Raw genomic sequence first — 24,857 nt, forward strand, 5'->3', positions numbered from 1 at the left:
CCCCATTTACCTCCTTAATGTTCTAAAAAGTAGGTTATCGTCGCTTTTGTACCTTTTCCCTCATCAGATTGTATATCAATTTTATGATTTAAATTTTTAGCCAGCAGTGAGCAAATATATAACCCTATTCCCGATGCATCTCTATATTTCCTTCCATTTTCACCCGTAAAAAAGGGTTCAAAAATTCTGTTTATATCACTCTTTGGTATTCCTATCCCCTCGTCTTCAATGATTAATTGAACTCGATTGTTCAATTTAGTCACCTGAAATTTCACATGTTTCTTCTTTCCTTTTTGAGCAGAGTATTTCACAGCATTATTTATTATCTGCTCCAGCATGAACTTATTCCATTTTTCATCGGTCAAAACCTTGACATGCAATTCATTACACTCTATCTGCGGAAATACATTATTATAAATAAACAGGCTTTTTTTTGAATTTATTACTTCTTTTAACGATTCAGTAATATCCACTGACTCAGGTTCATAATCTCTTGCAAACTGTTCCATTCTTAGTATATTTAGAAGCTGTTCCATACCATTATGAAGCTTAGAGTTTTCATCTTTTATTCCGTTTGCAAAATCAGCTAAATATTTTTTGTCATCATTACTCTGAACTTTTAGATATTCGTTTTCCAGTTTTTGCAGCATTAAACTTATTATAGATACTGGAGTCTTCATATTATGAACCCATTGAGAGAAGAAGTATCTATATGCGTTTCCCTCAGAGTTAATCTTACTTATTTCCTTCAAATACATCTGCTGAGAATGCCTCATTACCTTAATAAAATATTTCTGCTGATTAGTACTTTGAAAAAACTTATTGTCCATACTATTAGCGTAATCGGTTATGTGCAAATTAAAGCTATAATATTTAGTCCACTCTATAAAAAGGTGGATAATAAATATGGTTGAAACAATAATAACTGGATATACAATATCAGATATATGAGCAGTTAATCCATAATATATGAGTATTGTTCCTATGCTAAGATAAAAGGTAAGGGTAAAAGGCACCTGGTCTTTTATAAAATCAATGAATATCTTTATTTTCATCGCTATTGCACCTTATTGCTTTGGTATATATATCCCAAACCTCTTTTGGTTTTTATTACATCATCTAAACCCAATTCCAATAGCTTTCCTTTTGCCCTTGTGACATTTACTGTAAGAGTATGATCATCCACAAAAAATGTTTCATCCCATAATTCTTCTAATAATTCTTCTCTCGTTACAATAGTATTTTCTTTCTCAATGAGCTTATTAAGTAACTGAAATTCCTTTTTAGAAAGCTCCAAAGTCTTACCATTAGCACTGATTTCAAAGCTATTTTTGTTAAGTTCTAGACCATTTGATGCTGAAATCACATTTTTCTCTTTATTATATTCTCCATAACTTCTTCTGAAAGCTGCTTGTACCTTTGCCAACAGCAGCTCAAAACTAAAAGGTTTAACAATGTAATCGTCCGCCCCCATTTCAAGTCCGCGTATCTGTTCAAATTCGCTGCTTCTAGCAGATATGAATATTATTGGCACACTTGACTCTCTTCTAAATACTCTGCAGAGCTGAAAGCCATCCGAATACGGCAGGTTTATATCCAATAGTATTAGATCAGGTTTAGCTTCAGTAAATTCTTTTTCTATGTTCTTAAAATCCTTAATCAGAATCACATCATAACCATACTTCTCAATAAATTCTTTCATAAAACTGCTTAACTTTATATCATCTTCAACAATAAGTATTTTCTCCATATCCCTATACTCCTGCTTTTAATTAAAACCGTAAGCTCCAGCCTACGGTTTTATTATTAGGAAATTTCCATTTCCTAAATAACATTATATCTTTTCTCTCTGTATAATGCTATATATTACAGGTACTACAATTAAAGTAAGAATAGTAGAAACAAGCAATCCTCCAATAACTACGATCCCTAACCCTTGGGATATTAATGCTCCTTCTGAAAAACCTAGTGCAAGAGGTACCAGCGCCATTATTGTTGCTATAGCCGTCATAAGTATTGGTCTTAATCTCACTCCTCCAGCCTCTATCAAGGCTTGTCTTACATTCATTCCACTTGCTCTGTTATGTTTGACCCTATCTAAAAGAACGATAGCATTAGTAACTACTATACCGATGAGCATAAGCATGCCTATCATTCCTGAAACTGACAAAGATTGTCCCGTAATTAGAAGTCCTAAAATTGCACCTATGGCTGCAAAAGGCAGAGAAAATAATATTGCAAAAGGTGTTCTTCCTTCTCCAAAAGTTAAAACCATTATTACATATACTAAAGCAATAGCTACAAGTATTGCCATTCCCATCTGGGAAAATGCGTCATCAATCTGCTGCTTACTTCCTCCAGAGCTGTAGGTTACACTTTTAGGAAGCTTGTTTTTCAGATTATCTACCGCTTTTATTACTTCTTTAGAAACTTTACCAGTATCCTTTGATTTGATGTCAGCCGTTACTGCAACATACCTTTTTCCATCTAAACCCGTCACTGTAACCGGTCCATATCCTTTCGATACCCTAGCTACATCGGAAAGTTTTATAGTTCCCTTCATACCTGTAATTTTGAAATTTTTAATGCTATTTACACTATTAAGTTTTTTGTCCTTATATCCCAGATATACATTTGTATCTTCATTATCATTACTTATGGTTGTGACCATATCAGAGTTTAAATTACTTCTTACCATTCCAGCCACCATAAGTGATGTCAATCCATTCTGGGCTGCTTTCTTTTCATCTACCTTAATTTCAATTTCAGGCTTTTTCTCACTGACACTACTCATAACATTAGTAAGCTCCTTAAAATTCTTCAGTTTTTGTAATACTAAATCCGATGCCTTATCTAAATCTTTCTCTTTGTCACTATACAAATCTACTTCAACATTTTCAGATTGTCCTGTAGCTGATTGAGTAGCTATCTTGAATTTAGCCTTTTTATCAGATAATTTTTCTGCTTCTTTACTTATCTCTTCTGCCACCTTATCATAATTTTTCCCCTGCTTAATTACCACTGTGAAGCTGGCACCGTTGCTGCCCTGCATTGATGTAAGACTATTACCTGAAGAACTCGTATCTCCCACTGAACTTGATACAGTTTCAATATCTTCTCTTTCATGCAAATATTTTTCGAACTTCAACGCATATTTATTCGTAACCTCTTCTGAGGTACCTGATGACATAGTAAGATCACCACTTAAAATATTAGTGCTTTCACTTGGAAGAAACTGAGTAGGAATCTTAGCTGCAAGAAATATGCTTCCAACAAATAGTACTAAAGCTATTCCTATAACTGCCATTCTGTGATCCAATGCTGCAGAAAGAATCCTTCTGTATATAATAACAATTCTTCCTTCATGTTCTACAAATTTTATCTTCCTGCCCAAAATCATCTTCTTACTTAATACGGGCACTACCACTATCGCAACTAAAAGAGATGCAAGAATGCATATTACCACTGTTACAGCAAAAGAATAAAATACTTTTCCTACAATACCAGTTATAAAAGAGAGCGGAAGGAATACTCCTACTGTAGTGATTGTAGAAGACATTATTGCCGAACCAACCTCAGCCGCTGCGTCTTTTATCAGTTCCTCATCCCTATTCTCATCCTGAGAAAATCTTCTATAGATATTTTCTATAACCACTATGGAATCATCAACTATACGCCCTACCGCTACTGCGATTCCGCCCAAGGACATTATGTTAAGTGTTATTCCAAGACGCGGCATCAGTATCAAAGCGATCAATATAGACAGAGGTATCGATATCACCGCAATAACTGTAGCCCTTAAATCTCTGAGGAAAAGCGCTATAACAATTATTGCAAATAGAGCTCCTAAAACTCCTTCTCTTATCATTCCATTTACAGAATTCTTTATGTTTACTGAACTATCACTTATAATGCTGAATTTGCATGCTGAGTTATCTTTATGAAGTTCCTCAATTGCATTTTTTACTGCATTTGATACCTGGACTGTATTTCCATCATCGCTTTTATAAACGCTTAAGATAACGCCGTCTTTTAGATTCGTCCTTGTCTTTAATTCATTCTCTGATGATGAACTTGTTATTTTTGCCACATCACCTAGGAATACAACTTTGACTTTTATTTTGTCTATACTTTTACCCCTTGCTGAAGAGGATGAAGATTGTTTGCTACTGTTGGCATTTAACGCTTTCCCGTTTTTAGCAGCACTGCTATTACTGGATTTTGCAGTGTTTTTTGATGAAGACTGCATGCTCTTTCCCTTTTTCATCTCATCATTAAGGGTCTTATTTAGTGCATCCTGACTTTGCTTAAGCTGCTTTTGAAGCTGTGTAAGAACTGTACTAGCCTGTTTTTTTTGAGCTGCTGTAGTTAGTGGATTTGTCAATACCGCTTGCTGAGACATTATCCCCATCTGTATTTGCTGTATTCCATTTAAATAAGCTATAGCCTGAGTATTACTTCCAACAAGTCCTCCTATCTGTGCCTGAGACTGTGCTAACTGCCCCATCCCTTGTGATACCTGTTGGGACATTTCTCCCATACCTTCTCCAAGCTGCTGTACTGATTTGCCAAGCTGAGTCATTCCCTCACCCATCTGCTTGAGACTGTCACCCATTACAGAAGTAGTATTTATAGGTACAACTATAGGAATGGATTTTAGCTCATCTATACTGCTTATCCTCTTTTCTGTCCTTATAGGTAAAGTTTTACCATTTATATCTGCTTGTCCAACAGGATATGATATGTTGTTACCTGTAAGTGCACTCTTCACATCATCCATGCTTAATCCATACTTTTTAAGCTTGCTGCTGTCAACTTTTATATATTCGCTGTTATCTGCAGTTCCTTGCACACTGATACTTGATACTCCAGAAATACCGCTAAGTTTAGGACTTACTTTATCATTTATATATTTTGTAAGTTTCTCCTTATCCATAGTACCTGCAACAGCATAAGTTATAACTGGCATACTTCCAAATCCTACGCGGCTTATAGTTGGTTTCTGCGCATCGTCTGGAAGAGTTATCTTATTAACGGCATCTGTTACATTTTTCTCTGCCTTGTCCATATCAGTGTTGTAGTTGAATTGAGTTATTATAATACCTATGTTTTCATTGTTCATTGTCTTAACAGTATCCACTCCCTGAATACCTGATATTGACTTCTGCATAGGTTCTGTTATTTTCTCTGCCACATCCTCAGGCGATGCACCAGGATATATCGTGACAGTCGTTATCACTGGAATAGTTATATCCGGCATTGTCTCCATTTTAATATTCTTTGTAGAATACACTCCTCCGCCAATTAACATGACAATGACTAGAAATATTACAAACGTATTTTTTAGCGTAAAATTCATTAATTTTTTCATCGTTTCTCCTCCAACTTCTTAGATATTTAGTCATAATTAAATTTTACACACAGTATTCAGTTTGTTATACCGATTAATGTCACAGCCATGTTACAATTTTGAAACTTAATATCCTCTTTTGCACATTTATAATCAAAAAAGTATCCACAGCTTTGTCTAATATTTATTTACACTGTGGATACTTTTTGTTCCTATATAATTTTTGATAGAATATACATTATTATTAATACCCAAAAAATGATGATTACCGCACCTGCTATCCAATTTTTATGCTTATTCTTGCTAAATGCTTCTTCAGCTTGTAATCTACATTCCTTCATGATATTTTTAGGAATTAATTTTACAGCTATGGTAACTCCAAGTGGTATTAGTATCAAATCATCTAAGTATCCCAATATCGGTATAAAATCAGGTATTAGATCTAATGGACTTAATGCATAGCCAACCACTGCCATAGCCATTAATTTTGCATATAGCGGCACATCCTTCCTCCTATAGGCAAAGTATAAAGCTCCTACCTCTTTCTTCGTTTTTGTAACAGCTAGTTTAGAATGTGAAAGCATCTCTGTAAATTTATTTTTCATATATACCTCAAATCATATTTTTATAATAATTACAACAAATATATTACAACAATATACTACATATTCAATTACTAAACTTCATTTTTTAATTTTTTTATAAAAAAAATGCTTAATATTCTCAATACTGTTATAATGTAATTATATAAATAACTCTATATAACTATTAAAACATTTTGCTAGAAAACATATGCGAGGAGTGGTATCTTGATAAACAAATCCTTTATTAGCGTAAGATCATCTTTTGGACATGATATTCCAAATGTATTGTACGCTCAGTCTTCTGGATCTGATTCGGTTGTGGTTTTATTCCCCGGCACAAACTATCCTTGTGATAAGCCTCTGCTTTATTACGCAAGAAAAATCGCGTTATCCTTAGGATATGACGTTTTGTGCCTTGAATATGGCTATTATAAGACCAACAGCGGATTTAATCCAAAACTTGCAGGTGACACTATAAAGGAATCTGCTGAAGCCGTTGGACTATGTCTAAGCAGATCGTATAAAAATGTCTATTTTATAAGTAAAAGTTTTGGAACATTAGTTGCAGGAGATATAAGTAAAACTATTGGATATGATAAAATTAAAAATTTATTTTTAACTCCGCTATTAGGAACAGTATCACATATATCATCAAGCAAATGCACCGTTGTTGTTGGTACTGAAGATAAATTTTTTTTCAAAGAACACATTAATTTAATTAGCACTTTTCCATCAATAGATTTAAATATAATAGAAAATGCTAATCACTCTTTAGAGTCAGAAAACAGTGTTATAACAAGCTTAGAAATACTAAAAAATGTTACTAGTTTATATGTAAAGTTTTTATCAAAATAAAAGAGATTATGGCGTCGGAATGCGTTCTGCAGCCATAATCTTTTTCTATTATTATATTTGTACAATAATCTATTCTATAAGCTTATTCATATCCATAGCAATATTCTTAAGCTCATTTATGCTGGCTTCTATCTCTTCGCTGGCAGCAGCACTTTGTGCTATCTCTTCTGTTACAAGACCGTATTTTGATATTGTGCTTTCTGTTATTTGCGATATCTGCTCATTAAATTGGACAACATTCTTAGTTTCTGAAAGAAGTGTATCTGATGCTCTGCTAATATCTGTTATATTATTACTAAATAATTTCAATCTTGAAGTCATAGTCTTCAAACCTTCAACTGTTTCATTAATAAGTTTGTTTCCAGTCTGGGACTTCTCATTATTATCAGTCATTTGATGCTGAACTGTATAAATTTTGCTTTTCAGTTCGTCAACTATACTTTTTACTTGTCCAAGTGACTGCTGAGTACCTTCAGCAAGTTCTCTTATCTCATCTGCCACTACAGCAAAGCCTTTGCCATACTCTCCTGCTCTAGCTGCCTCAATAGATGCATTTAGAGCTAGCAAATTTGTCTGCTCAGATATATCGCCTATAAGAGATAATATCTCATCTACTTCACCAGACTTTTGTTCCAATTCTCTTGTAGATTCAAATGTATTTTCTATACCATTTTTTATATCGTTAATGATTGTAAGTGTATTATTTAATGACATTTCGTTATCGTCTGTAATGTGCAGAACTTCTTTTATCTTGTCCTCTATGTCGTCTGTCTTATTTGCAACCACTTCATTAGCGTTCAGTAACTTAGTCAATATTTCTTTGTTTTTATTAGATTTCTCAAGCATCTCACTTGAGTCAGTTGATACAGTTTGACTTGTTCCTGAAACCTCCTGTAAAGCGCTTGTCTGTTGTTCGATTGCTGCGCCTAAATTTTCGCTTGAGGCTAAAATAGTACTAGACGCCTCGGATATACTTTTAAATAAATTTACTAGTTTTTCATTTTCACTTCTGATTTCAATTTCTTTGTTACCTACTGTTTTTAGTAAATTAGCAGCAAAGTATACGATCAAAAATATACCTACTAGAGTTAATCCAATAGCTACAGCTCTCATAAGTAATTCATCCAAAGAATTGCTTCCGGCAAAAATTGAAGGTTTGTTTATAAATACTATAATCTGAGATAAAATACTCAATATTATTGATGCTACAATCATTTTTACATCAAAAAACATTCCGCCTAAGATTACAAAAAAGAACACTACAAGCCATAAGGAACCTAAATCCATAGTAAAATTTAAATATAAATACTGAAAATAGGTTGCTATTAGCACCATAACTTTCGTTATCCTAAATGCTCTTGTATTAAAGCCCTTGGGCGTAACCGTAAGCTTATAACAAGTAAAAAATACTATTGCATAAACAACAACAATACCTGCTAAAATTAACAAATACATTACCTTTATCTTATTATTAAATCCTAGAATTTTTATTGCGCAGAAGAAAAGTAATGATACTACACCACACAATACATAAATTGCTAAGACAAATTTAAGAGTTCTTTTGTTAAAACTTAATATAGAGCTTTCTTCGTTGCTCATTCTGCACCTCCAAGTATACTTTAATTGTGTTATTGCAGTTATAAATATTTAATACGATACCACAATATGATATAATATACATATTATATCATATTTTATCATAAATTGTATGTATATTTATATTTTTGTAATATTGAAAGGAGATTAGTATGACTAATTATAAAAATGTAACAATTATTGGTACAGGCATATACCATCCAGCAAATAAAGTTGGTAACTCATACTATATAGAACACTTCAAAAAATTAGGACAAGATATAACTGATTTCCTAGAAAAAGTCGGAAGAAACGAACGTTATATCGTAAACAATGATACTGAAAATGCTTTAACCATGGCTATAGAAGCTTCAAAAAACGCATTAAAAGCTGCTGATATATCTGCTGAGCAGCTTGATGCTATAGTATTTACTTCAGATACACCTGAATATCTGTCTCCTACAAATGCTCTAATGATAAATCATGAGTTAGGTGCTGTTAACGCTCATTCCTTGTACGATTTAAACTCAAACTGCCTTGGAATGTTAATGGCTCTAGATCAAGTTACTCGATACATGAAAACGTCAAAAAAACTAAAATATGCTCTTGTTGTTGGTGGTATATATGAATCTAGATTTACAAGGGAAGACGCTAAATATACATATCCTGTTTCTGGTGATGGTGCTGCTGCCGTAATCCTTAAATGCTGTGAAGAAGAAGAGCAGCGAGGTTTCTTGGACTCAAGTTATTGTGCCAAAACCGAATTTTGTAACTACGTTGTTTCACCTAACTGCGGGCTTTCAAAAAGCATTCTAAGCACTACATCTGAATATGATAGAAAGCAGCGCTGGACTCCATTTCATATGGATTTTTTTGTTGAGGAATGGTGTAAAGCTATTAAAGAATTTGAACTTAACTACAATTTCACTCTAGATGAGATTCAATATTTCTTTTTATCCCAATATTCAATACAGTATATAGTTGAAACCGCTAAAGCCTTGGATATTAAAGATTATAAAAATAGATTTCCATACGTAGGAGATAAATATGGATATACTGGTAACACCAGTCCAATATTTGCGCTTCATGAAACCTTGCAGAATAAACCTGTAAAGAAAGGCGCCAAAGCTGTACTTTGTTCTGTAGGTGCAGGCTCAACTATGGGTTCCATTCTATATAAATTTTAATACAGCCAATAAGTTTTCACTAATGATTTAAGCTCGTGCCAAATTCATTCAACATTTAGATTTGGTACGAGCTTAAACTTCATTCAGCAATATAATTTTATATCATTTATACGAACATATAATTTTATATATTAACCATATCATAATTTCTTTTATCAAGTACTCTATGAGCTTTTCCTTCACTCTTTACAATGCTGTCGGCATTAACAAGATTAATAGTGCAATATATTTGTAATATATTATGCATTTTGTTATTAACTCTTTTTTTCAATGCATCGAGTTGCTCTTTACTGCAGTACTCCTTACTCCTATTCAATTCAACTGAAACTATCAACTCATCCAAATTATTTTTTCTGTCAACAGTTAATGTATAGTTAGGAGATAATTCTTTAAAACTAAGGAGTATCTTCTCTACCTGTATTGGATATATATTTACTCCTCTAATAATCATCATATCATCACTTCTGCCATATATACGCTTCATTCTAACTAAATTACAGCCACATTGACATCTTCCATAATTAAGCTCTGATAAATCCCTTGTACGATATCTTATAAGCGGTATTCCTTCCTTTGTCAACGTAGTAAATACCAATTCACCTGTTTCTCCATCTTGAACATTTTTTAGAGTTTTAGGATTAATTATTTCTGGCAAGAAATATTCCTCATTAATATGTAAACCTTGTTGGAAAGTGCACTCACCAGCTACCCCAGGGCCCATTACTTCACTTAATCCATATATATCATAAGCTTTAAATTTAAACTTGTTTTGAATATCTTGTCTCATCTCGTCAGACCAAGGCTCGGCTCCAAAAACACCCATTCGAAGCTTTAATTCATCAGGATTTATTCCCATCTTTACCATTGTATCATATATATGTAAAGCATATGATGGTGTACATGCTAGTACAGTTACTCCGAAGTTTCTCATAGTCAATATCTGCTTTTCTGTATTTCCGCCAGATATAGGTATGACGGATGCCCCTAAACGTTCAATTCCGTAGTGAATACCTAAGCCGCCTGTAAATAAACCATAACCGTAAGCAACCTGAACCATATCTTTAGAAGTCACTCCATACCGCTTTAAGGTAGCTGCTAATATATCTGCCCACACATCTATATCTTTTTGAGTGTATCCAACTATGGTCTGAGTTCCTGTAGTTCCTGATGAAGCATGAATTCTTACAATCCTATCCATTGGAACAGCAAACATTCCATAAGGATAATTTTCTCTCAAATCTTGTTTAGTTGTAAACGGGAGTAACTTAACATCTTCTAATGACCTTATATCTTCAGGTATTAAGCCAATTTCATCGAATTTACGCTTATAAAACGGTACGTTTTCATAAACATATTTAACAGTTTTTATTAATCTTTCTTCCTGAATGTAAGCAATCTTTTCACGTGATAAATTTTCTTCTAGATCATTCATAAGTTCATCTCCTTTAATGAATATTGTTGCGGAACCTATTTGATAAATATTATTGACTATATTACCTTTATCGTATATTTTTTCCTTCAATTTATATATTTATATATTTTTTTACATTTAATATTTAATATGTAAAAATTGTGTTACTATATCCTCATTACTTTTATAAAAAAAAATCGGCTGACGATAAGCCGATTTTTAATAAAAAGTTTTAAGCTATTTCCTTTTTATCTTTTCCATTATATTTAGCACTAAGTTTTTGCTTCAAAACTACTATAAAACTTGGGAGTACTGAAACAAATACTATTCCATATATAACATAGGTAAAATTATTTTTTACTACAGGAATATTACCAAAGAAGTATCCGCTCAAAGTCAGCAACAATACCCATGCACCTGCCCCTATCATATTAAACAATAGAAACTTAGTGTATTTCATTTTACCTATTCCAGCAACAAACGGTGCAAATGTTCGAATTATAGGCATAAACCTTGCAATAATTATAGTTTTAGCTCCGTACTTTTCATAGAATGTCTGTGTTTTATATAGATACTCCTTTTTTAAAAATCTCACTTTCTCTTTATCATATATTTTTCTTCCTATATATTTTCCTATATGATAATTCATAGTGTCTCCGATAACTGCAGCAGCATAGACAATTATAATAAGCAGTGCTATGTTAAACGACCCTATTGCTGCAAAAGCTCCTGTTATAAACAATACTGAATCTCCAGGAAGGATCGGCATTATTACAACCCCGGTCTCTATTAATATCACTACAAACAGCAGTAAATATGTAAAATTTCCATAATCCCTGATTACTAAATTCATATATTTATCCACATGCAGAACTATGTTTAAGAAATGTCCTATAAATTCCATTATATATTCTCCTACCTTATAACTTATGTTTCTAATATTTAACTTTCACTGCCATCATTTTCAATAACATATCTACCTTTAATTCTGTATCTTACGTAAAAATACGTAAATACTAATACTAAAGTTGCTACTAAACCTATAGTAATATACTTTATTATTCTATCACTTCTAGACCAACTAGCACCTAAAAAATTGCCCATAGATATAAATGTGGTAGTCCAAGCAGCTGCACCTGTATACGCACTTATTGAAAAATTTTTATATGGCACTTTTATTATACCACAAAAATACCCCATAACATGGCGCATACCTGGAATAAAAAACGCTAAAAATATAATCCAAGTATTGTATTTATTAAAAAACGCTGACACTTTATCTAAACGTTTCTTATTCATAAATAAATAACGGCCATATTTTTCAAAAAAATCCTTTCCCAATAATTTCCCAATAAAATATGATGATGTTATTCCTGCCACTGCACCTACTGTAGCTGCTATAATGCTTATAGTCCAATTCATCTTTCTTAAATAAACAATATATCCGCAGTATGTCATAAGCGCCTCTCCAGGCAAAGGTAATGCAGCTAATTCTAATGAAAGACAAACCAGCAGAACTAAATATCCATACTGATTGAGTAATTGTGTGATAAAATGCAAAATGATCACTCCCATATCCAGTCTATTATAAGGAAACCACTTCACTAGATGAATTGTATGCAAAAAATATTAAACTTTTTTATCTACGCTATTTATAGGCGAATTTATGTAGTTTTCCCTACCTTTTTATATATTCTCTCCCTTATTTTGAAATTTATTTCCACTTTTAAAATTTAATAAATATAAATCCAGTATTCCAATGCTATAACATTAGTAATAGTGATAAAAACTATTGCATTTTTATCAAATAAAATGTTACAGTATAAATGATGTTTTGGTGAACTGTTAAAGATGATATTGGGATATTTATATCTTGCAGCTAACCTTTTTAAAACCCTTAAAACTATCGTACTGAATGCACAAGGGTTCGTCCCAAGTGAAAAGGCGAAGCATGTAAATAATGATAATTAAGAATTATGAATGAGGAATGAGGAATTAAAAATTCTCTCATTTATTACTAATTTTTAATTCATAATTTATACATTGTTATTAATCTTGTGCCTTTAAGCACAAGAATTTTTAATTTAGGGAATAATTTTAAATACGTGCCCTTTCATTACAAGGAGGATTCACAGCTATGGAAACGAGAATCGCACAAATTGGTATTATTGTTGAAAACAGGGATTCTGTCGAAAAGCTTAATTCCATTCTTCACGATTATGGAGAATATATTATAGGCAGAATGGGGATTCCCTATCATAAACGCCATATTTCTGTAATCAGTGTTATTTTAGATGCACCTATGGATGTTATAAGCGCCTTATCTGGGAAATTAGGAATGCTGCCTCATGTTAGTACAAAAACAGTTTATTCCAAGATATCAACAGTTGGTTCTGATGATTTATCAAATAAATAATATTAATGAGGTGTAAAGCTTATGTATAATCCAAAATCAAAAGTTGCTACTGAATTTATAAACGATGAGGAGATACTTGAAACTCTTGAATACGCGAAAAAAAATAAGAGAAATCGCGAGTTGATTGACAGCCTTCTAAAACGTGCTAAAGACTGCAAGGGATTGAGTCACAGAGAAGCAGCGGTATTGTTGGAATGTGATTTGGAAGACGAAAACAAAAAAATGTTTGAATTAGCTAAAGAGATTAAACAGGCCTTCTATGGCAATAGAATCGTTATGTTCGCTCCTCTTTATCTTTCAAATTATTGTGTAAATGGCTGCGTTTATTGCCCATATCATCATAAAAATAAACATATAAGTCGTAAAAAATTATCTCAGGAAGATATAAAACGTGAGGTTATAGCTCTTCAGGATATGGGACATAAGCGTCTAGCACTTGAGACGGGTGAAGATCCTGTAAACAATCCAATTGAATATGTGCTTGAAAGCATAAAGACAATATATAGTATAAAACATAAGAATGGTGCTATAAGACGTGTTAATGTAAATATTGCTGCTACCACAGTCGAAAACTATAGAAAACTAAAAGAGGTTGGTATCGGTACCTATATATTATTTCAGGAAACCTATAATAAAAAGAATTATGAAGAACTGCATCCAACAGGGCCTAAACATGATTATGCTTACCATACTGAGGCAATGGATAGAGCCATGGAAGGCGGTATTGATGATGTAGGAATAGGTGTATTGTTTGGACTAAATATGTACAAATATGATTTTGTAGGTCTATTAATGCATGCAGAGCATTTAGAAGCTGCTAACGGTGTTGGACCTCATACAATAAGTGTTCCAAGAATTCGCCCTGCAGATGATATTGATCCTAGTACATTTTCTAATGCAATTTCAGATGACGTATTTGCTAAAATTGTTGCAATAATTAGAATAGCAGTTCCATATACAGGTATGATCATATCAACAAGAGAATCCAAAGCTACACGTGAACGTGTTTTAGAACTTGGAGTTTCTCAGATAAGTGGTGCTTCAAGTACAAGTGTTGGCGGATACTATGAAAAAGAGGACGAAGAGGATAATTCTGCACAATTTGATGTAAATGATAATAGAACATTAGATGAAATTGTAAACTGGCTGATGAAGCTTGGTTATGTTCCAAGTTTTTGCACTGCCTGCTATCGTGAAGGGCGTACCGGTGACCGCTTTATGAGCCTCGTTAAAGCTGGCCAGATCGCTAATTGCTGTCATCCAAATGCTCTTATGACACTTAAGGAATATCTTGAAGACTATGCTTCTGATGTTACAAAGGAAACGGGAGAAAATTTAATTGCTGAAGAGCTTGAGAAAATTCCAAATGAAAAGCGCCGTGAAATTGCTAAGAATTATATAGCAGAAATACATGAAGGAAAGCGAGACTTCCGTTTCTAAAAAAGATTGGCGAATACCTCCACTGGCTAGAAAATACTTCCTGCGCTCTCTGACCATTGCCTACTCCATACATTTAAAAGTATTATTTTCCATATTGCTGCTTTCAAATTTTTCTCTTATTAATTTGCAAAGCAGCATTTTCTTCATAGTTACCTTCAGATACTTGGTATATAACCTATGCTTAAAAAATTAATAGTTATCGTTCATTCTTTATCTTATCTGTAGGTCTTAGTCTCATCGCTGACCAATCTTCATCTATAGCTACCTGTGATACTGGGTCAAATTTATAAGATGAGAAAACGTCCCAAACAGTATTTCTTTTAATATCAGACTTATATTTCTTGGAAGTGCCTTTAGGATGTTAATGACATTATTATAACAATAATAATACACATTCTAAACTATATATAGCATCCAAATATATCTTTATTTGTAATATATTGTTTCAGATACTTGCGGCAACTTCTTGTCAAAATTGTTTTTAAGTATAAAAAAGTCTATAATTGTAATTGTAATTTTGTAAAATGGAGGAATTTTTCAATGACAAATTCAAAAGATTTATGCGTATCTGAAATGTTAAGACTCCAAAAAGAACTTTGGGAAAAGCATAAAGATAGTTGGGCTCCTATAGAACCTCAGTATGGAAAAAGTTTTATTTTATATATGATTGAAGAAATAGGCGAAGTTATAGCTATTATAAAGAAAAAAGGCGAGGAAGACATAATGAATGATCCAGCTGTTAGAAAACATTTCGTTGAAGAATTAGGAGATGTAATGATGTATTACATGGACGTTCTTAATAGATTTAAGGTCTCTCCTGAAGAGTTTTCAAGTGAATACTTAAAAAAGTTCGAAACTAATATGAATAGAGATTACGAAAAACAATATAAAAATCTCATTTAATATTTATTAGTTTGCTTGTCTGTAAAGCTATATAAAGTCCTATGAAACAATGCTACTTATACTTAAGGGGAAATTTGCATAAGAAGAGGCAATGTTTTATGAAATCAGTAGGAATAGTAATATGTAATTATAATAGAAGCGACTATATCTTGCAATGCATACAGTCTGTAATAGAATCCAAGTTTCAAGACTTTGACATATACGTTGTAGATAATGCATCAACAGATAATTCAGTTGAACTTATACAAAAACAATATGGCGATAAAGTAGAACTTATTGTAAATGAAGAAAATTTAGGCGGTTCGGGTGGTTTCAATACTGGATTGAGGAGAGCGTTAAAAAAGCACTATAAATATTTGATGTGCATAGATAACGATGTTTTACTTGATGAAAACGCTATTGGTGCACTATACTATTTTTTAGAAATCCACACTAACGTTGGCATGGCTGGCTGTAAGGTTTACCATATGGAATGTCCCGATTACGTGCAGGAATTTGGAGTAAAAATAGATTTTGAGCATTTTTGTGTTGAACCTAACTATTTGAATCATATAGAAGATGGAACTATGCCCGAAGTTATATACTGTGACAGTGTGGCAGCATGTTCGTTAATGATAAGAACCTCTGTAGTTAAAAGGATAGGCATTATGCCAGAGGATAATTTTCTTTATTGGGACGACGTAGAATGGTGCTATCGTTGTAAACAAGCTGGTTACAAGGTAGCATCCTACGGTAAAGCTAAAGCTCTCCACGCCATGGGCGCAAAAAAGGAAATTGTAAATACCTTTCCAACCTATTACGCTTGGAGAAATTGGATTGCATTTTTTATTAAGTACACGCCACCAATAAAACTAGAAAAAATGGTAGAAACATTTTTAAACTCAATATTTAACATCATCTATGAAGGTTTCTATAGAGATGAAAAAAGCAGAATGAAAACAGTTATGTATGCTTATGATGATGCACTGCATCAGGTTGTAGGTAAAGCATCAGATGGCAAGATATTTCCAGTAGATTCATCTGATGATAAACTTGCTGGTCTAATAAAGAATAAAAACAGAATTTTTATTGACTCTAATAACTATGATGTATATAAAGAAGACTTAATTAATAGAATAAAAAACATAAATCCAAATACTGAGCTTATAGTAGATCCACTTGAAAAATCTGATATAAGTTTTACCTTTTGCAGTGACATCTTTAAAATTAAAGATTTTAGTTTAAAAACTATTTATATAGATATTTTTGATAATATCCTTGCTACAAATGAGGATATTTCCAAAGTAATTAACTATAGCTGCAGCAGAGAAAATTTTATATATAGTCAGAAACCTTTGTTCATTCACATGATAAAAGAAATGCGGAGACTATAGCATACATAACTAATAGACGTAAATGTCATACAAGGAGGAACTTATGATATCGATAAGCATATGTTTAATCGTTAAAAATGAAGAAGCTGTACTAGCAAGGTGCCTTGACAGTCTTAAAGGTATCGGAGAAGAAATAATTATTGTTGATACTGGTTCCACAGATAACACAAAGAAGATTGCTGAGAAATATACTGATAAAATATTTGATTTTAAATGGATTGATGATTTTTCTGCAGCACGAAACTTTGCTTTTTCTAAAGCAACTAAAGATTATATCTACTCGGCAGATGCTGATGAGATTATTGATAAAGAAAATTATAGAAAGTTTATGAACATAAAAAAAGTATTACTTAATGAAGTAGAAATTGTACAAATGAAGTACACTAACCAATTAGTTTATGGTACTACTTATAATTTCAATACTGAATATCGCCCTAAATTATTTAAAAGACTCAGAGACTTTAAATGGATTGAACCTATTCATGAAACCATAAGATTAGAACCTGTTATTTATGATAGTGACATAGAGATCATACATTTACCTGAATGTAATCATTCTGGCAGAGATTTTAATACCTTTCTATCTGTAATAAAAAAAGGAGATCGGCTATCGGAAAGGCTCGTAAGTATGTATGCTAAAGAGCTGTTCATCTCAGGTAATTCAACGGATTTCAAAGCAGCCTTAGATTATTTTAAAGAGGTTATAGAAGACGCTGAGCGTTCAGCTGATGAGATAAAATATGCTTTGTGTGTACTCGCTAAAGGCTTTAGGTTGAATCATGATATTCATAATTTTTTTAAGAATTGTATAAAAGGTGTTGCAGATAAACCCTGTTCGGAAATTTGTTACGAATTAGGAGAATATTATTATGAGTTAAATGATTTTTATGAAGCCGCTATATGGTATTATAACGCTGCTTTTGAATCCGAACCGTATTTAAATATACATTATAAAGGTGACTACCCTTTAAAACGTTTAATGCAATGCTATGACGCTTTAGGTAACAAAGAACAGGCAGAAATTTACAGAAAAGCTCTGTCTGAGTGGTCTATGCCAGAGTAAAAAAGGTGAGGAAGTGATTTCCGTCGGCTGGAAAATGCCTCCTCCAATCACTTCCTCACCTATGCCGGCTCTATGCTTATCTGCTAATACTCAGATTTAAATTCTCAGAAATTCTACTTAGCAGAATTTCTTCCTTCACTTTTCTCTTTACTCTTTTCTCTTTTATCTCTTACCTCTTACTATTATCTATTCCAACTACCTTGCTTCTGCGTTCCATAAGAATTACATCATGCCATTTGCCTGTCGGCATTTTTGCAATCTTTTCTCTTATTCCCAGTTCTCTAAATCCGCATTTCTTATGTAGTGCTATACTGGCAGTATTCTCTTTAATAATCCCAGATTGAAGAGTCCAGAAACCTTCCTGTTCAGATGCCCTAATTACCTCTGTTAACAATGCTATGCCTACTCCCTTGCCCCTATATCCAGTTTCAATATATATACTTACTTCTGCAGCACCGGCATATACACATCTGCTGGAAGTTGGACTTAAAGCTACCCAACCTAATATATTATCATTTAGTCGTGCTACCAATCTGCAGGACTTGATATGACTGTTATTCCAAACTTCCCAGCTTGGTACATCAGTTTGAAATGTAGCCTTTCCCGTGCTAATACCTTCTAAATATATTCTTGCTACCTGTTCCCAGTCTCTCACCAACATTTTTTCAATTTTATAATCCAAATTAGCCCACTCCCCTTTAAATATTATTTTTCATTACTTGTTCTTGTTTATTGCCTCCAACAGCAGCTGCAAACTATCAAGCACCTGCTCCCTCTTGTTCTCAGATATATAATTAAATACAGTACTGTAATATTTCTGCATGCTTCCTTCTATATCATCAAATAGCTTCCTTCCTTCATCAGTCAAACTTATAGCTACATACCTTCTGTCATCAGGATGCACCTCTCTCATGACCATATTATTTTCAACCAGATTGTTTATCGTTCTGCTCATAGTACTTTTGTCCAGTGTTAATACTTCAGCAAGCTTATTTAATGAAATCTCACCTGCTCTGCCAACCTCTACGATAGCATGACATTGTGATATGCTTACATCCCCGCAGCTAGTACTTTCCTTCTCCAATAATCCAAGATTTCTTACTAGCTGCCTTATTAATTCCCTCATATAGTTGCTTCCTTGCTTTTCCACACAATCACCTCGAACTAATTGTATCACAAAACAGTTGCAGTTATCAACTGTTTTGTGATATATTATGGACTCCAATACCTAATTACTGTCCTAATTTCTAGATAACCATTGCAATTGAAGAGGCAAAGGATTTCAAAAAACTATGGTATAAAATATAAAGGTTTACGCAAAATAAAATCGGAGGTGCATTATTATGGATTTAACATTATCACAGAAGGAAAAAATGCTGCTGGAGGACCAAAAAAATCATGAGCAGATTTGTATACAAAAATATACTAACTACGCAAATCACGCTAAAGATACCCAATTAAAACAGATATTCAATGCAAATGCTCAATCAGAAAAAACACATCTTGATACTATTAATCAGTTATTAAGCGGTAAAATTCCCCAAATGAATCAGCAGCAAAATCAGAATACAAATACTGGTTCTACTGTTAATACAAGCAGTTCTCAGCCAGACACAGCTAATCTATCTGATGCTGATATGTGCACAGATTTATTGATGACAGAAAAATATGTATCTGGAGCTTACAATACTGCAATTTTTGAATTCAAAGACACTAGAGCCCGCGATGTACTTAACCATATACAAAAAGAAGAGCAGAAACACGGAGAAGCTATATTTCAATATATGGAGAGCAAAGGAATGTATAATGTTCAATAGCCTAATCTTAAAGCTTTACTAAAAAAGAACTGATTCAAATAATCGTATGTTATCTGAATCAGTTCTTTTTGTAAACTTTGACTCTATTTTTAATCTTAATTTACCTACTCCAACATATTTTCTATCATATCAAACAGTTCCTCTTCCGTATCAGCCTGTATCATTTCATCATTGACTAAAGCAAAAGGTCCTTGTTCACAATCTCCGCAATATCCCAAGCAGGAATCTGCTGATACCTCTATATTCCTATGGCTTTCTTTCAACTTTCTCATAACTTCATCTGTTCCAAACGAAAAATTATTTTCACAAAATTTTATATCTGTCATTTGCATTACTCTCCTTTATCGATGTTCATTTCATTAACTTATTATCTTTTATAAATATGTTTTTATGCATATGATAAAAACCGTTTTTGTTCTTATATGCACAAAAAGCGAAATGTAGTGGCACCACGGAGAATGATCCATTCATTAAACACTTGTAACACAAATTTTATGCAAATTCGCTAGCTTCAAAATATATTACTGTTTCTTAGTATTCTCTTATCTGTAAACTAGGCATTGATTTTTTCATTTATTATCATCAAATATAAACTTGTAATGGATTCGTTAGGTTCTATATCTAACTCATTCTTTAATAAAGTACGTAAGTGGTTATAATGGTTAACAAAAGATGTGCGATCTTGTTTTCTCGCATATAAATCTAATAATATTTCATGTGCGTTCTCATCAAGTGGTATGCTTTTTAGCAACTTTTTGTTTAAATTTATAGCATCATTATAGAAACCTCTTTTAACATAAAATTTTATCAAACTCAAACACAATTCTGTGAACTTTCTAAGATATATTTCCTTCGTAGATAATGACCAAATATAATTATTCTCCTCCATATAGTTGTCTGTATATATATCCACTACACTTTTATACCCTTGAATATTGTCTTCTGTTATTTCTATTCCTGAATCAAGTATTTTTTCAAACTCTTCAATATCACTATAATAATGAGGCAAATTCATTATGTAATATCCATTTATATATTTCACGTTAACTTTAATATTGGCTAAACTCAAAGTTTTTTTCATTTTATATATAGTAGTGTGTAAATGCACATTTACCTTATCATCTTCCATTTCAGGCCATAATGCCTGACAAATCTTCCATTTATAAACATGCTTATTGCGATTTTGAAAAAAATAAGCAAACATTTCTTTACTCTTTGATGTTCTCCATTTTAAAGGATATGTATCTATATTATTATAAACTTGGAAAGATCCAAAGCAACATATTCTAGCATCAAAATTATCGGGATTATTTGCATTCCTTTCGGTCAGTATTCCCTTATCATCAAATACTTCATATTTCCCCATTAATTGCTCCTCCTGCGTTTATGAAAAATATTAAATTTAAATAAACACTATATTTAAAATTATATCACGCTCGACATTTTATGACAATTGAAATGTAAATAACTATATAGTTTCTCTTCTACATATGTTCAGATTATGTTCAGAATAGATTTATATAATATAAATAATATATTATCATGTCCAATGGGAGGTAGACTATGAAGAGTATTAAAGCCAAAATGCTTGTATTTATTGAATGTATGGTTATCATAATCATACTTGGATTAGGCATTATTTCATTAATCTTATCGTCAAATGCACTTACGAATAATACGGATAAAATTATGCCTGCTGTAGCAAAACAAGGGGCAAATATAGTTGCTAGCAGAATAAAAGAACAACTTAGCATAATAGAAATAATTGCTAGCAGCAGTTCTCTAACAAATACAAAAAACACTATAAGTGAAAAGATTTCGTCACTGAAATATTATTCAGAAAAATACAAATATAATACTATGGGGATAGTTGACTTGAATGGTAATGCCACCTATACCAATTCTGATCCTAAAAATATCTCTGACAGAGAGTTTTTCCAAAAAGCTGTTAAAGGAGAGGTAAATGTCTCTGATACTCTTGTAAGTAAGTTAGATGGTTCTATTGTAATAGTATATGCCTCACCAATAAAAGTGAATGGTAAAGTAACAAGTGTGCTGATCGGTGTTAGAGATGGCAATGATATAAGTTTTATTACTGATGAAATAACCTTCGGTAAGACTGGAAAATCGTTTATGATAACTAAGGACGGTACGAAAGTAGCACACTATAATAAAAATCTGGTTCTTAAAATGGATAATGATTTAGAAAATGTAAAAAAGGATGCCAAGCTTAAAGATTTAGTGACTCTAGAAAAAAGAATGATTAATAGAGAAAACGGCTCTGGATCTTACTCTTATAACGGTAAAAGCAAGTATTTAGCTTTTTCACCTGTTTTCGGTACAAACTGGTCTTTAGCCGTTGTTGTTGAATTATCTGAAATACAATCGCAGACTAATATATTAATAAAATATATGCTTATTTTTGCTCTGCTATTTTTAGCTCTTTCATCTGCGATAGTGTATGCTATTTCCAATAGTATAGGCAAAAATATAAAGATTGCGGCTAATTATATTACCACGATGGCAGCTGGCGACTTTTCAAAACCAATACTCGAAACCCATTTAAAGTTCAAAGATGAAATAGGTATTATGATTAAATCTATAAACACAATGCAAGAATCTATAAAAAGTATGGTGAAGTCAATAGTTGATACTTCTACTAGAATTGATGAGGATTCTCAGAATCTATCTGCAGTTTCAGAACAAATGAGCGCTTCTTCATCATCCGTAGCATTAGCAGTTCAAGAAGTTACTAAAGGTGCCTCCACTCAAGCCGGAGACTTAGTAAGAATAACTGAGACTCTAAACAATTTCAGTGATAACCTAGATAAAATTACTGATGACATTGCAGATATTGGAGTAAATTCACAAGATATCATGAATCTGGCGGATGAAAGTAATAATAACATGCAGAACCTTTCAAAATCAGTAAATGATATGACTACTGCATTTAAAGGATTTGAAGCAGCAATTATTAACTCCAGCAAAAACATAGGTAAAATACATGAAATAACTGATCTGATCAATTCAATATCAGAACAGACAAACTTATTGGCATTGAATGCTGCTATTGAAGCTGCCCGAGCTGGCGAAGCTGGAAAAGGGTTTACGGTAGTTGCTGATGAGATAAGAAAACTTGCAGAGCAATCAAAAGATTCTGCAAACAGTATATCTAATTTAGTTACTACAATTTATACTGAAAATGATTCAATGACAAGTACTTCAAAATTAGTCAGCAGTGGTTTTAATAATCAAACCGAAGTAGTTTCTAATGCAATTGCTTCATTTAACTATATAATTGAAGCAATAAATAACATACTTCCTAAAATAAAATCTGTAGATCATGCTATAGCTGATGTAAATAAACAAAAAAGTGACATAATTATAAAGGTTGAATCTGCTGCATCTATTGCAGAAGAAACATCTGCTGCTACAGAAGAAATATCTGCTTCATCAGAGGAAATGAGCAGTTCCTCACAAGAGGTTGCTAACTCTTCCAATAGTCTAGCTCAAATGACAAAAGAAATGATGAATGAGGTTAATAAATTTAAATTGTAAAATATTAAGCATCAAATCATTAACAATGGTTGCACCAAGTGTCGGCATTTAACATAAGTTTAATAATCACCCGTGTCTTTAATGAAATTAGCCGACATAGGGTTCAACCATTTTTTGTTACAAATTATCTTTAACTATCTTTTCTACCTCTCCTAAATATTGTCCGCGGATTTCATCAGTAACATAAGGAACGACCCCCAAAAATGTATGTGATACCTGCTTTATTCCGCTAAAATTAAATATTCCTTGATCTGTAGTTTGTGCCATTGATATATTTTTATAATATTAAGTGTTTATTGATTCCACATTATCGTTTTATTGAAATTTTAGGTGACTTTTACCTTATAGTTATTTATAATAATTCTGTAGGCAAAAATATCTAACTTTTAATAAATTACTTATAAATGAGGTACACGATGAATAAATTATTTAAAATTATTATCCTTATATTTTGGGCATCGATTTTATTTATATTTTTTAAATGTCAATTATATGATCACGGAATTCGCAAAATCATATGTTTTCTTAGATCATATCCACAATACAGTGCATTATTGTTTTTAGTAATTGCATCCTTAAGGAGTTTTACCCTTATACCATCAACTTTCTTTGTTATTATAGCTGGTATGCTGTTTAACCCAATAGAAGCATTCATTTTAGCTGCAACAGCAAATATATTAAGTGAAGTTCTAGTATTTTTCGTTGCAAAATTTTCATTCAGTCCAAGCTATCAGAATAAGATGATAAACAAATATCCCAAAATATATAAAATGGTTCAAAATAATACTATGCAGATTTTAGCACTAGGAGTGTCCTCTCCTATAATACCCTCAGACATCGTTTGTTTATTTTGTGCTTTTACAGGAATGAGCTTCACTAAGTATATCTCAACAATTTTTCTGGCTGATACACCTGTCATTTTTCTGTACACCTTTTTAGGTATCAGCATAAAATACTCTATATACATATTTATTGTAACGCTGGTTGCTATAATTATTTTCAGTTATTTTAATATGAAAAAATTAGACAGCCAAATGGAATAATAGAGTTTATATCTTAAACAACACCCATCTGCAAGTTCTAAGTTCATATTTAATTTCAAATACCTTCTGAATTCCCTTAATAACACTTTCACATCTGAAGTTTATCATCTCATTTCCTGCCACTTTCTCTTTATCCCTATTAATAACTCTATCAATTTTGATTACTCTGTTTCCTCCTTGTTCATCTTGAAATCTAAATCTTACAGGGTGAGGAATACCATCCAGTGTAAACCACGCTACCATTTCAATTGGCTTAGCAATCACTTTCAATTTCAAACATTC

Annotated in this window: 23 protein-coding genes; 10 read left to right on the plus strand and 13 right to left on the minus strand. The window is 32.4% G+C overall.

Translation table 11 applies throughout. From position 1 onward, the window contains the following. Positions 1-14: 14 nt before the first annotated feature. From CLORY_RS04220 to CLORY_RS04235, 4 genes are all read right to left on the minus strand, one after another. A complete protein-coding gene (locus CLORY_RS04220) occupies positions 15-1,055 on the minus strand; it encodes a sensor histidine kinase (protein WP_079422265.1) in 1,041 nt (346 codons plus the stop codon). Positions 1,056-1,057: 2 nt separating this feature from the next. Continuing rightward, positions 1,058-1,750 (minus strand): response regulator transcription factor, encoded by a 693-nt coding sequence (locus CLORY_RS04225; RefSeq protein ID WP_079422266.1) that lies wholly within the window; start codon positions 1,748-1,750, stop codon positions 1,058-1,060. 84 nt (positions 1,751-1,834) lie between these two features. Further along, positions 1,835-5,371 carry an efflux RND transporter permease subunit gene (locus tag CLORY_RS04230; RefSeq protein WP_079422267.1) on the minus strand — a complete coding sequence of 1,179 codons (3,537 nt, stop codon included), beginning with the start codon at positions 5,369-5,371 and terminating at the stop codon, positions 1,835-1,837. A gap of 191 nt (positions 5,372-5,562) precedes the next feature. After that, positions 5,563-5,955 (minus strand): YkvA family protein, encoded by a 393-nt coding sequence (locus tag CLORY_RS04235; RefSeq protein WP_079422268.1) that lies wholly within the window; start codon positions 5,953-5,955, stop codon positions 5,563-5,565. A gap of 204 nt (positions 5,956-6,159) precedes the next feature. Between CLORY_RS04235 and CLORY_RS04240 the strand changes: the two genes are divergently transcribed. Beyond that, a complete protein-coding gene (locus CLORY_RS04240; protein ID WP_079422269.1) occupies positions 6,160-6,789 on the plus strand; it encodes a hypothetical protein in 630 nt (209 codons plus the stop codon). A 69-nt stretch (positions 6,790-6,858) separates the two neighbouring features. Here the strand turns inward: CLORY_RS04240 and CLORY_RS04245 are convergent, their stop codons facing one another. Further along, positions 6,859-8,388 carry a methyl-accepting chemotaxis protein gene (locus tag CLORY_RS04245; RefSeq protein WP_079422270.1) on the minus strand — a complete coding sequence of 510 codons (1,530 nt, stop codon included), beginning with the start codon at positions 8,386-8,388 and terminating at the stop codon, positions 6,859-6,861. A gap of 149 nt (positions 8,389-8,537) precedes the next feature. Here CLORY_RS04245 and CLORY_RS04250 point away from each other — a divergent pair, with 149 nt between their 5' ends. Further along, entirely contained in the window at positions 8,538-9,551 is a 1,014-nt protein-coding gene (locus CLORY_RS04250) for a 3-oxoacyl-ACP synthase III family protein (RefSeq protein ID WP_079422271.1), read from the plus strand. Positions 9,552-9,675: 124 nt separating this feature from the next. Here CLORY_RS04250 and CLORY_RS04255 read toward each other — a convergent pair whose 3' ends face one another. From CLORY_RS04255 to CLORY_RS04265, 3 genes are all read right to left on the minus strand, one after another. Further along, a complete protein-coding gene (locus tag CLORY_RS04255) occupies positions 9,676-10,983 on the minus strand; it encodes a phenylacetate--CoA ligase family protein (RefSeq protein WP_079422272.1) in 1,308 nt (435 codons plus the stop codon). 211 nt (positions 10,984-11,194) lie between these two features. After that, on the minus strand, positions 11,195-11,866 hold the full coding sequence (locus CLORY_RS04260; RefSeq protein ID WP_079422273.1) for a VTT domain-containing protein: 672 nt from the start codon (positions 11,864-11,866) through the stop codon (positions 11,195-11,197). Positions 11,867-11,904: 38 nt separating this feature from the next. Continuing rightward, entirely contained in the window at positions 11,905-12,522 is a 618-nt protein-coding gene (locus CLORY_RS04265) for a DedA family protein (protein WP_139375956.1), read from the minus strand. Positions 12,523-13,099: 577 nt separating this feature from the next. On the opposite strand from CLORY_RS04265, the gene CLORY_RS04270 reads away from it, so the two are divergent. The 5 genes from CLORY_RS04270 to CLORY_RS04290 all read left to right on the plus strand — a co-directional run bounded on the left by CLORY_RS04270 (position 13,100) and on the right by CLORY_RS04290 (position 18,157). Further along, positions 13,100-13,378, plus strand: a complete 279-nt coding sequence (locus tag CLORY_RS04270) for a TM1266 family iron-only hydrogenase system putative regulator (RefSeq protein ID WP_079422275.1) — start codon at positions 13,100-13,102, stop codon at positions 13,376-13,378. 21 nt (positions 13,379-13,399) lie between these two features. After that, positions 13,400-14,818 (plus strand): [FeFe] hydrogenase H-cluster radical SAM maturase HydG, encoded by a 1,419-nt coding sequence (hydG, locus tag CLORY_RS04275; RefSeq protein ID WP_079422276.1) that lies wholly within the window; start codon positions 13,400-13,402, stop codon positions 14,816-14,818. Positions 14,819-15,358: 540 nt separating this feature from the next. Continuing rightward, positions 15,359-15,721, plus strand: a complete 363-nt coding sequence (locus CLORY_RS04280) for a MazG nucleotide pyrophosphohydrolase domain-containing protein (RefSeq protein WP_079422277.1) — start codon at positions 15,359-15,361, stop codon at positions 15,719-15,721. A 98-nt stretch (positions 15,722-15,819) separates the two neighbouring features. Then, positions 15,820-17,094 carry a glycosyltransferase family 2 protein gene (locus CLORY_RS04285; protein WP_169911523.1) on the plus strand — a complete coding sequence of 425 codons (1,275 nt, stop codon included), beginning with the start codon at positions 15,820-15,822 and terminating at the stop codon, positions 17,092-17,094. 43 nt (positions 17,095-17,137) lie between these two features. Beyond that, the gene (locus tag CLORY_RS04290; protein WP_079422279.1) at positions 17,138-18,157 is read left to right on the plus strand and encodes a tetratricopeptide repeat-containing glycosyltransferase family 2 protein; all 1,020 of its coding nucleotides are present in this window, start codon (positions 17,138-17,140) and stop codon (positions 18,155-18,157) included. A 169-nt stretch (positions 18,158-18,326) separates the two neighbouring features. Here the strand turns inward: CLORY_RS04290 and CLORY_RS04295 are convergent, their stop codons facing one another. Next, positions 18,327-18,839 (minus strand): GNAT family N-acetyltransferase, encoded by a 513-nt coding sequence (locus CLORY_RS04295; protein ID WP_079422280.1) that lies wholly within the window; start codon positions 18,837-18,839, stop codon positions 18,327-18,329. A 33-nt stretch (positions 18,840-18,872) separates the two neighbouring features. Further along, on the minus strand, positions 18,873-19,307 hold the full coding sequence (locus tag CLORY_RS04300) for a MarR family winged helix-turn-helix transcriptional regulator (protein ID WP_079422281.1): 435 nt from the start codon (positions 19,305-19,307) through the stop codon (positions 18,873-18,875). Positions 19,308-19,500: 193 nt separating this feature from the next. Here CLORY_RS04300 and CLORY_RS04305 point away from each other — a divergent pair, with 193 nt between their 5' ends. Beyond that, entirely contained in the window at positions 19,501-19,974 is a 474-nt protein-coding gene (locus tag CLORY_RS04305) for a spore coat protein (protein WP_079422282.1), read from the plus strand. Between the two features lie 104 nt (positions 19,975-20,078). On the opposite strand, the gene CLORY_RS04310 is transcribed toward CLORY_RS04305, so the two are convergent. Together CLORY_RS04310 and CLORY_RS04315 are read right to left on the minus strand one after the other, a co-directional pair. Continuing rightward, positions 20,079-20,300, minus strand: a complete 222-nt coding sequence (locus CLORY_RS04310; RefSeq protein ID WP_079422283.1) for a YuzB family protein — start codon at positions 20,298-20,300, stop codon at positions 20,079-20,081. A 227-nt stretch (positions 20,301-20,527) separates the two neighbouring features. Then, positions 20,528-21,340, minus strand: coding sequence for a bacterial transcriptional activator domain-containing protein (locus CLORY_RS04315; protein WP_079422284.1), 813 nt, complete (start codon positions 21,338-21,340; stop codon positions 20,528-20,530). Positions 21,341-21,537: 197 nt separating this feature from the next. Here CLORY_RS04315 and CLORY_RS04320 point away from each other — a divergent pair, with 197 nt between their 5' ends. Beyond that, the gene (locus tag CLORY_RS04320; protein ID WP_079422285.1) at positions 21,538-23,532 is read left to right on the plus strand and encodes a methyl-accepting chemotaxis protein; all 1,995 of its coding nucleotides are present in this window, start codon (positions 21,538-21,540) and stop codon (positions 23,530-23,532) included. Positions 23,533-23,948: 416 nt separating this feature from the next. Continuing rightward, on the plus strand, positions 23,949-24,575 hold the full coding sequence (locus CLORY_RS04330; protein ID WP_079422286.1) for a TVP38/TMEM64 family protein: 627 nt from the start codon (positions 23,949-23,951) through the stop codon (positions 24,573-24,575). Between the two features lie 6 nt (positions 24,576-24,581). Here CLORY_RS04330 and CLORY_RS04335 read toward each other — a convergent pair whose 3' ends face one another. Continuing rightward, a complete protein-coding gene (locus tag CLORY_RS04335; protein WP_341456632.1) occupies positions 24,582-24,839 on the minus strand; it encodes a hypothetical protein in 258 nt (85 codons plus the stop codon). Positions 24,840-24,857: the final 18 nt, after the last annotated feature.

Source organism: Clostridium oryzae (assembly GCF_002029235.1).
Lineage (GTDB): Bacteria > Bacillota > Clostridia > Clostridiales > Clostridiaceae > Clostridium_AE > Clostridium_AE oryzae.

What these genes read in the sequence shown, in the direction of transcription:
- CLORY_RS04220 (WP_079422265.1), bottom strand. Translation starts at nt 1,055, where the DNA reads ATGAAAATAAAGATATTCATTGATTTTATAAAAGACCAGGTGCCTTTT.
- CLORY_RS04225 (WP_079422266.1), bottom strand. Translation starts at nt 1,750, where the DNA reads ATGGAGAAAATACTTATTGTTGAAGATGATATAAAGTTAAGCAGTTTT.
- CLORY_RS04230 (WP_079422267.1), bottom strand. Translation starts at nt 5,371, where the DNA reads ATGAAAAAATTAATGAATTTTACGCTAAAAAATACGTTTGTAATATTT.
- CLORY_RS04235 (WP_079422268.1), bottom strand. Translation starts at nt 5,955, where the DNA reads ATGAAAAATAAATTTACAGAGATGCTTTCACATTCTAAACTAGCTGTT.
- CLORY_RS04245 (WP_079422270.1), bottom strand. Translation starts at nt 8,388, where the DNA reads ATGAGCAACGAAGAAAGCTCTATATTAAGTTTTAACAAAAGAACTCTT.
- CLORY_RS04250 (WP_079422271.1), top strand. Translation starts at nt 8,538, where the DNA reads ATGACTAATTATAAAAATGTAACAATTATTGGTACAGGCATATACCAT.
- CLORY_RS04255 (WP_079422272.1), bottom strand. Translation starts at nt 10,983, where the DNA reads ATGAATGATCTAGAAGAAAATTTATCACGTGAAAAGATTGCTTACATT.
- CLORY_RS04260 (WP_079422273.1), bottom strand. Translation starts at nt 11,866, where the DNA reads ATGGAATTTATAGGACATTTCTTAAACATAGTTCTGCATGTGGATAAA.
- CLORY_RS04270 (WP_079422275.1), top strand. Translation starts at nt 13,100, where the DNA reads ATGGAAACGAGAATCGCACAAATTGGTATTATTGTTGAAAACAGGGAT.
- hydG (WP_079422276.1), top strand. Translation starts at nt 13,400, where the DNA reads ATGTATAATCCAAAATCAAAAGTTGCTACTGAATTTATAAACGATGAG.
- CLORY_RS04280 (WP_079422277.1), top strand. Translation starts at nt 15,359, where the DNA reads ATGACAAATTCAAAAGATTTATGCGTATCTGAAATGTTAAGACTCCAA.
- CLORY_RS04285 (WP_169911523.1), top strand. Translation starts at nt 15,820, where the DNA reads ATGAAATCAGTAGGAATAGTAATATGTAATTATAATAGAAGCGACTAT.
- CLORY_RS04290 (WP_079422279.1), top strand. Translation starts at nt 17,138, where the DNA reads ATGATATCGATAAGCATATGTTTAATCGTTAAAAATGAAGAAGCTGTA.
- CLORY_RS04305 (WP_079422282.1), top strand. Translation starts at nt 19,501, where the DNA reads ATGGATTTAACATTATCACAGAAGGAAAAAATGCTGCTGGAGGACCAA.
- CLORY_RS04310 (WP_079422283.1), bottom strand. Translation starts at nt 20,300, where the DNA reads ATGACAGATATAAAATTTTGTGAAAATAATTTTTCGTTTGGAACAGAT.
- CLORY_RS04315 (WP_079422284.1), bottom strand. Translation starts at nt 21,340, where the DNA reads ATGGGGAAATATGAAGTATTTGATGATAAGGGAATACTGACCGAAAGG.
- CLORY_RS04320 (WP_079422285.1), top strand. Translation starts at nt 21,538, where the DNA reads ATGAAGAGTATTAAAGCCAAAATGCTTGTATTTATTGAATGTATGGTT.
- CLORY_RS04330 (WP_079422286.1), top strand. Translation starts at nt 23,949, where the DNA reads ATGAATAAATTATTTAAAATTATTATCCTTATATTTTGGGCATCGATT.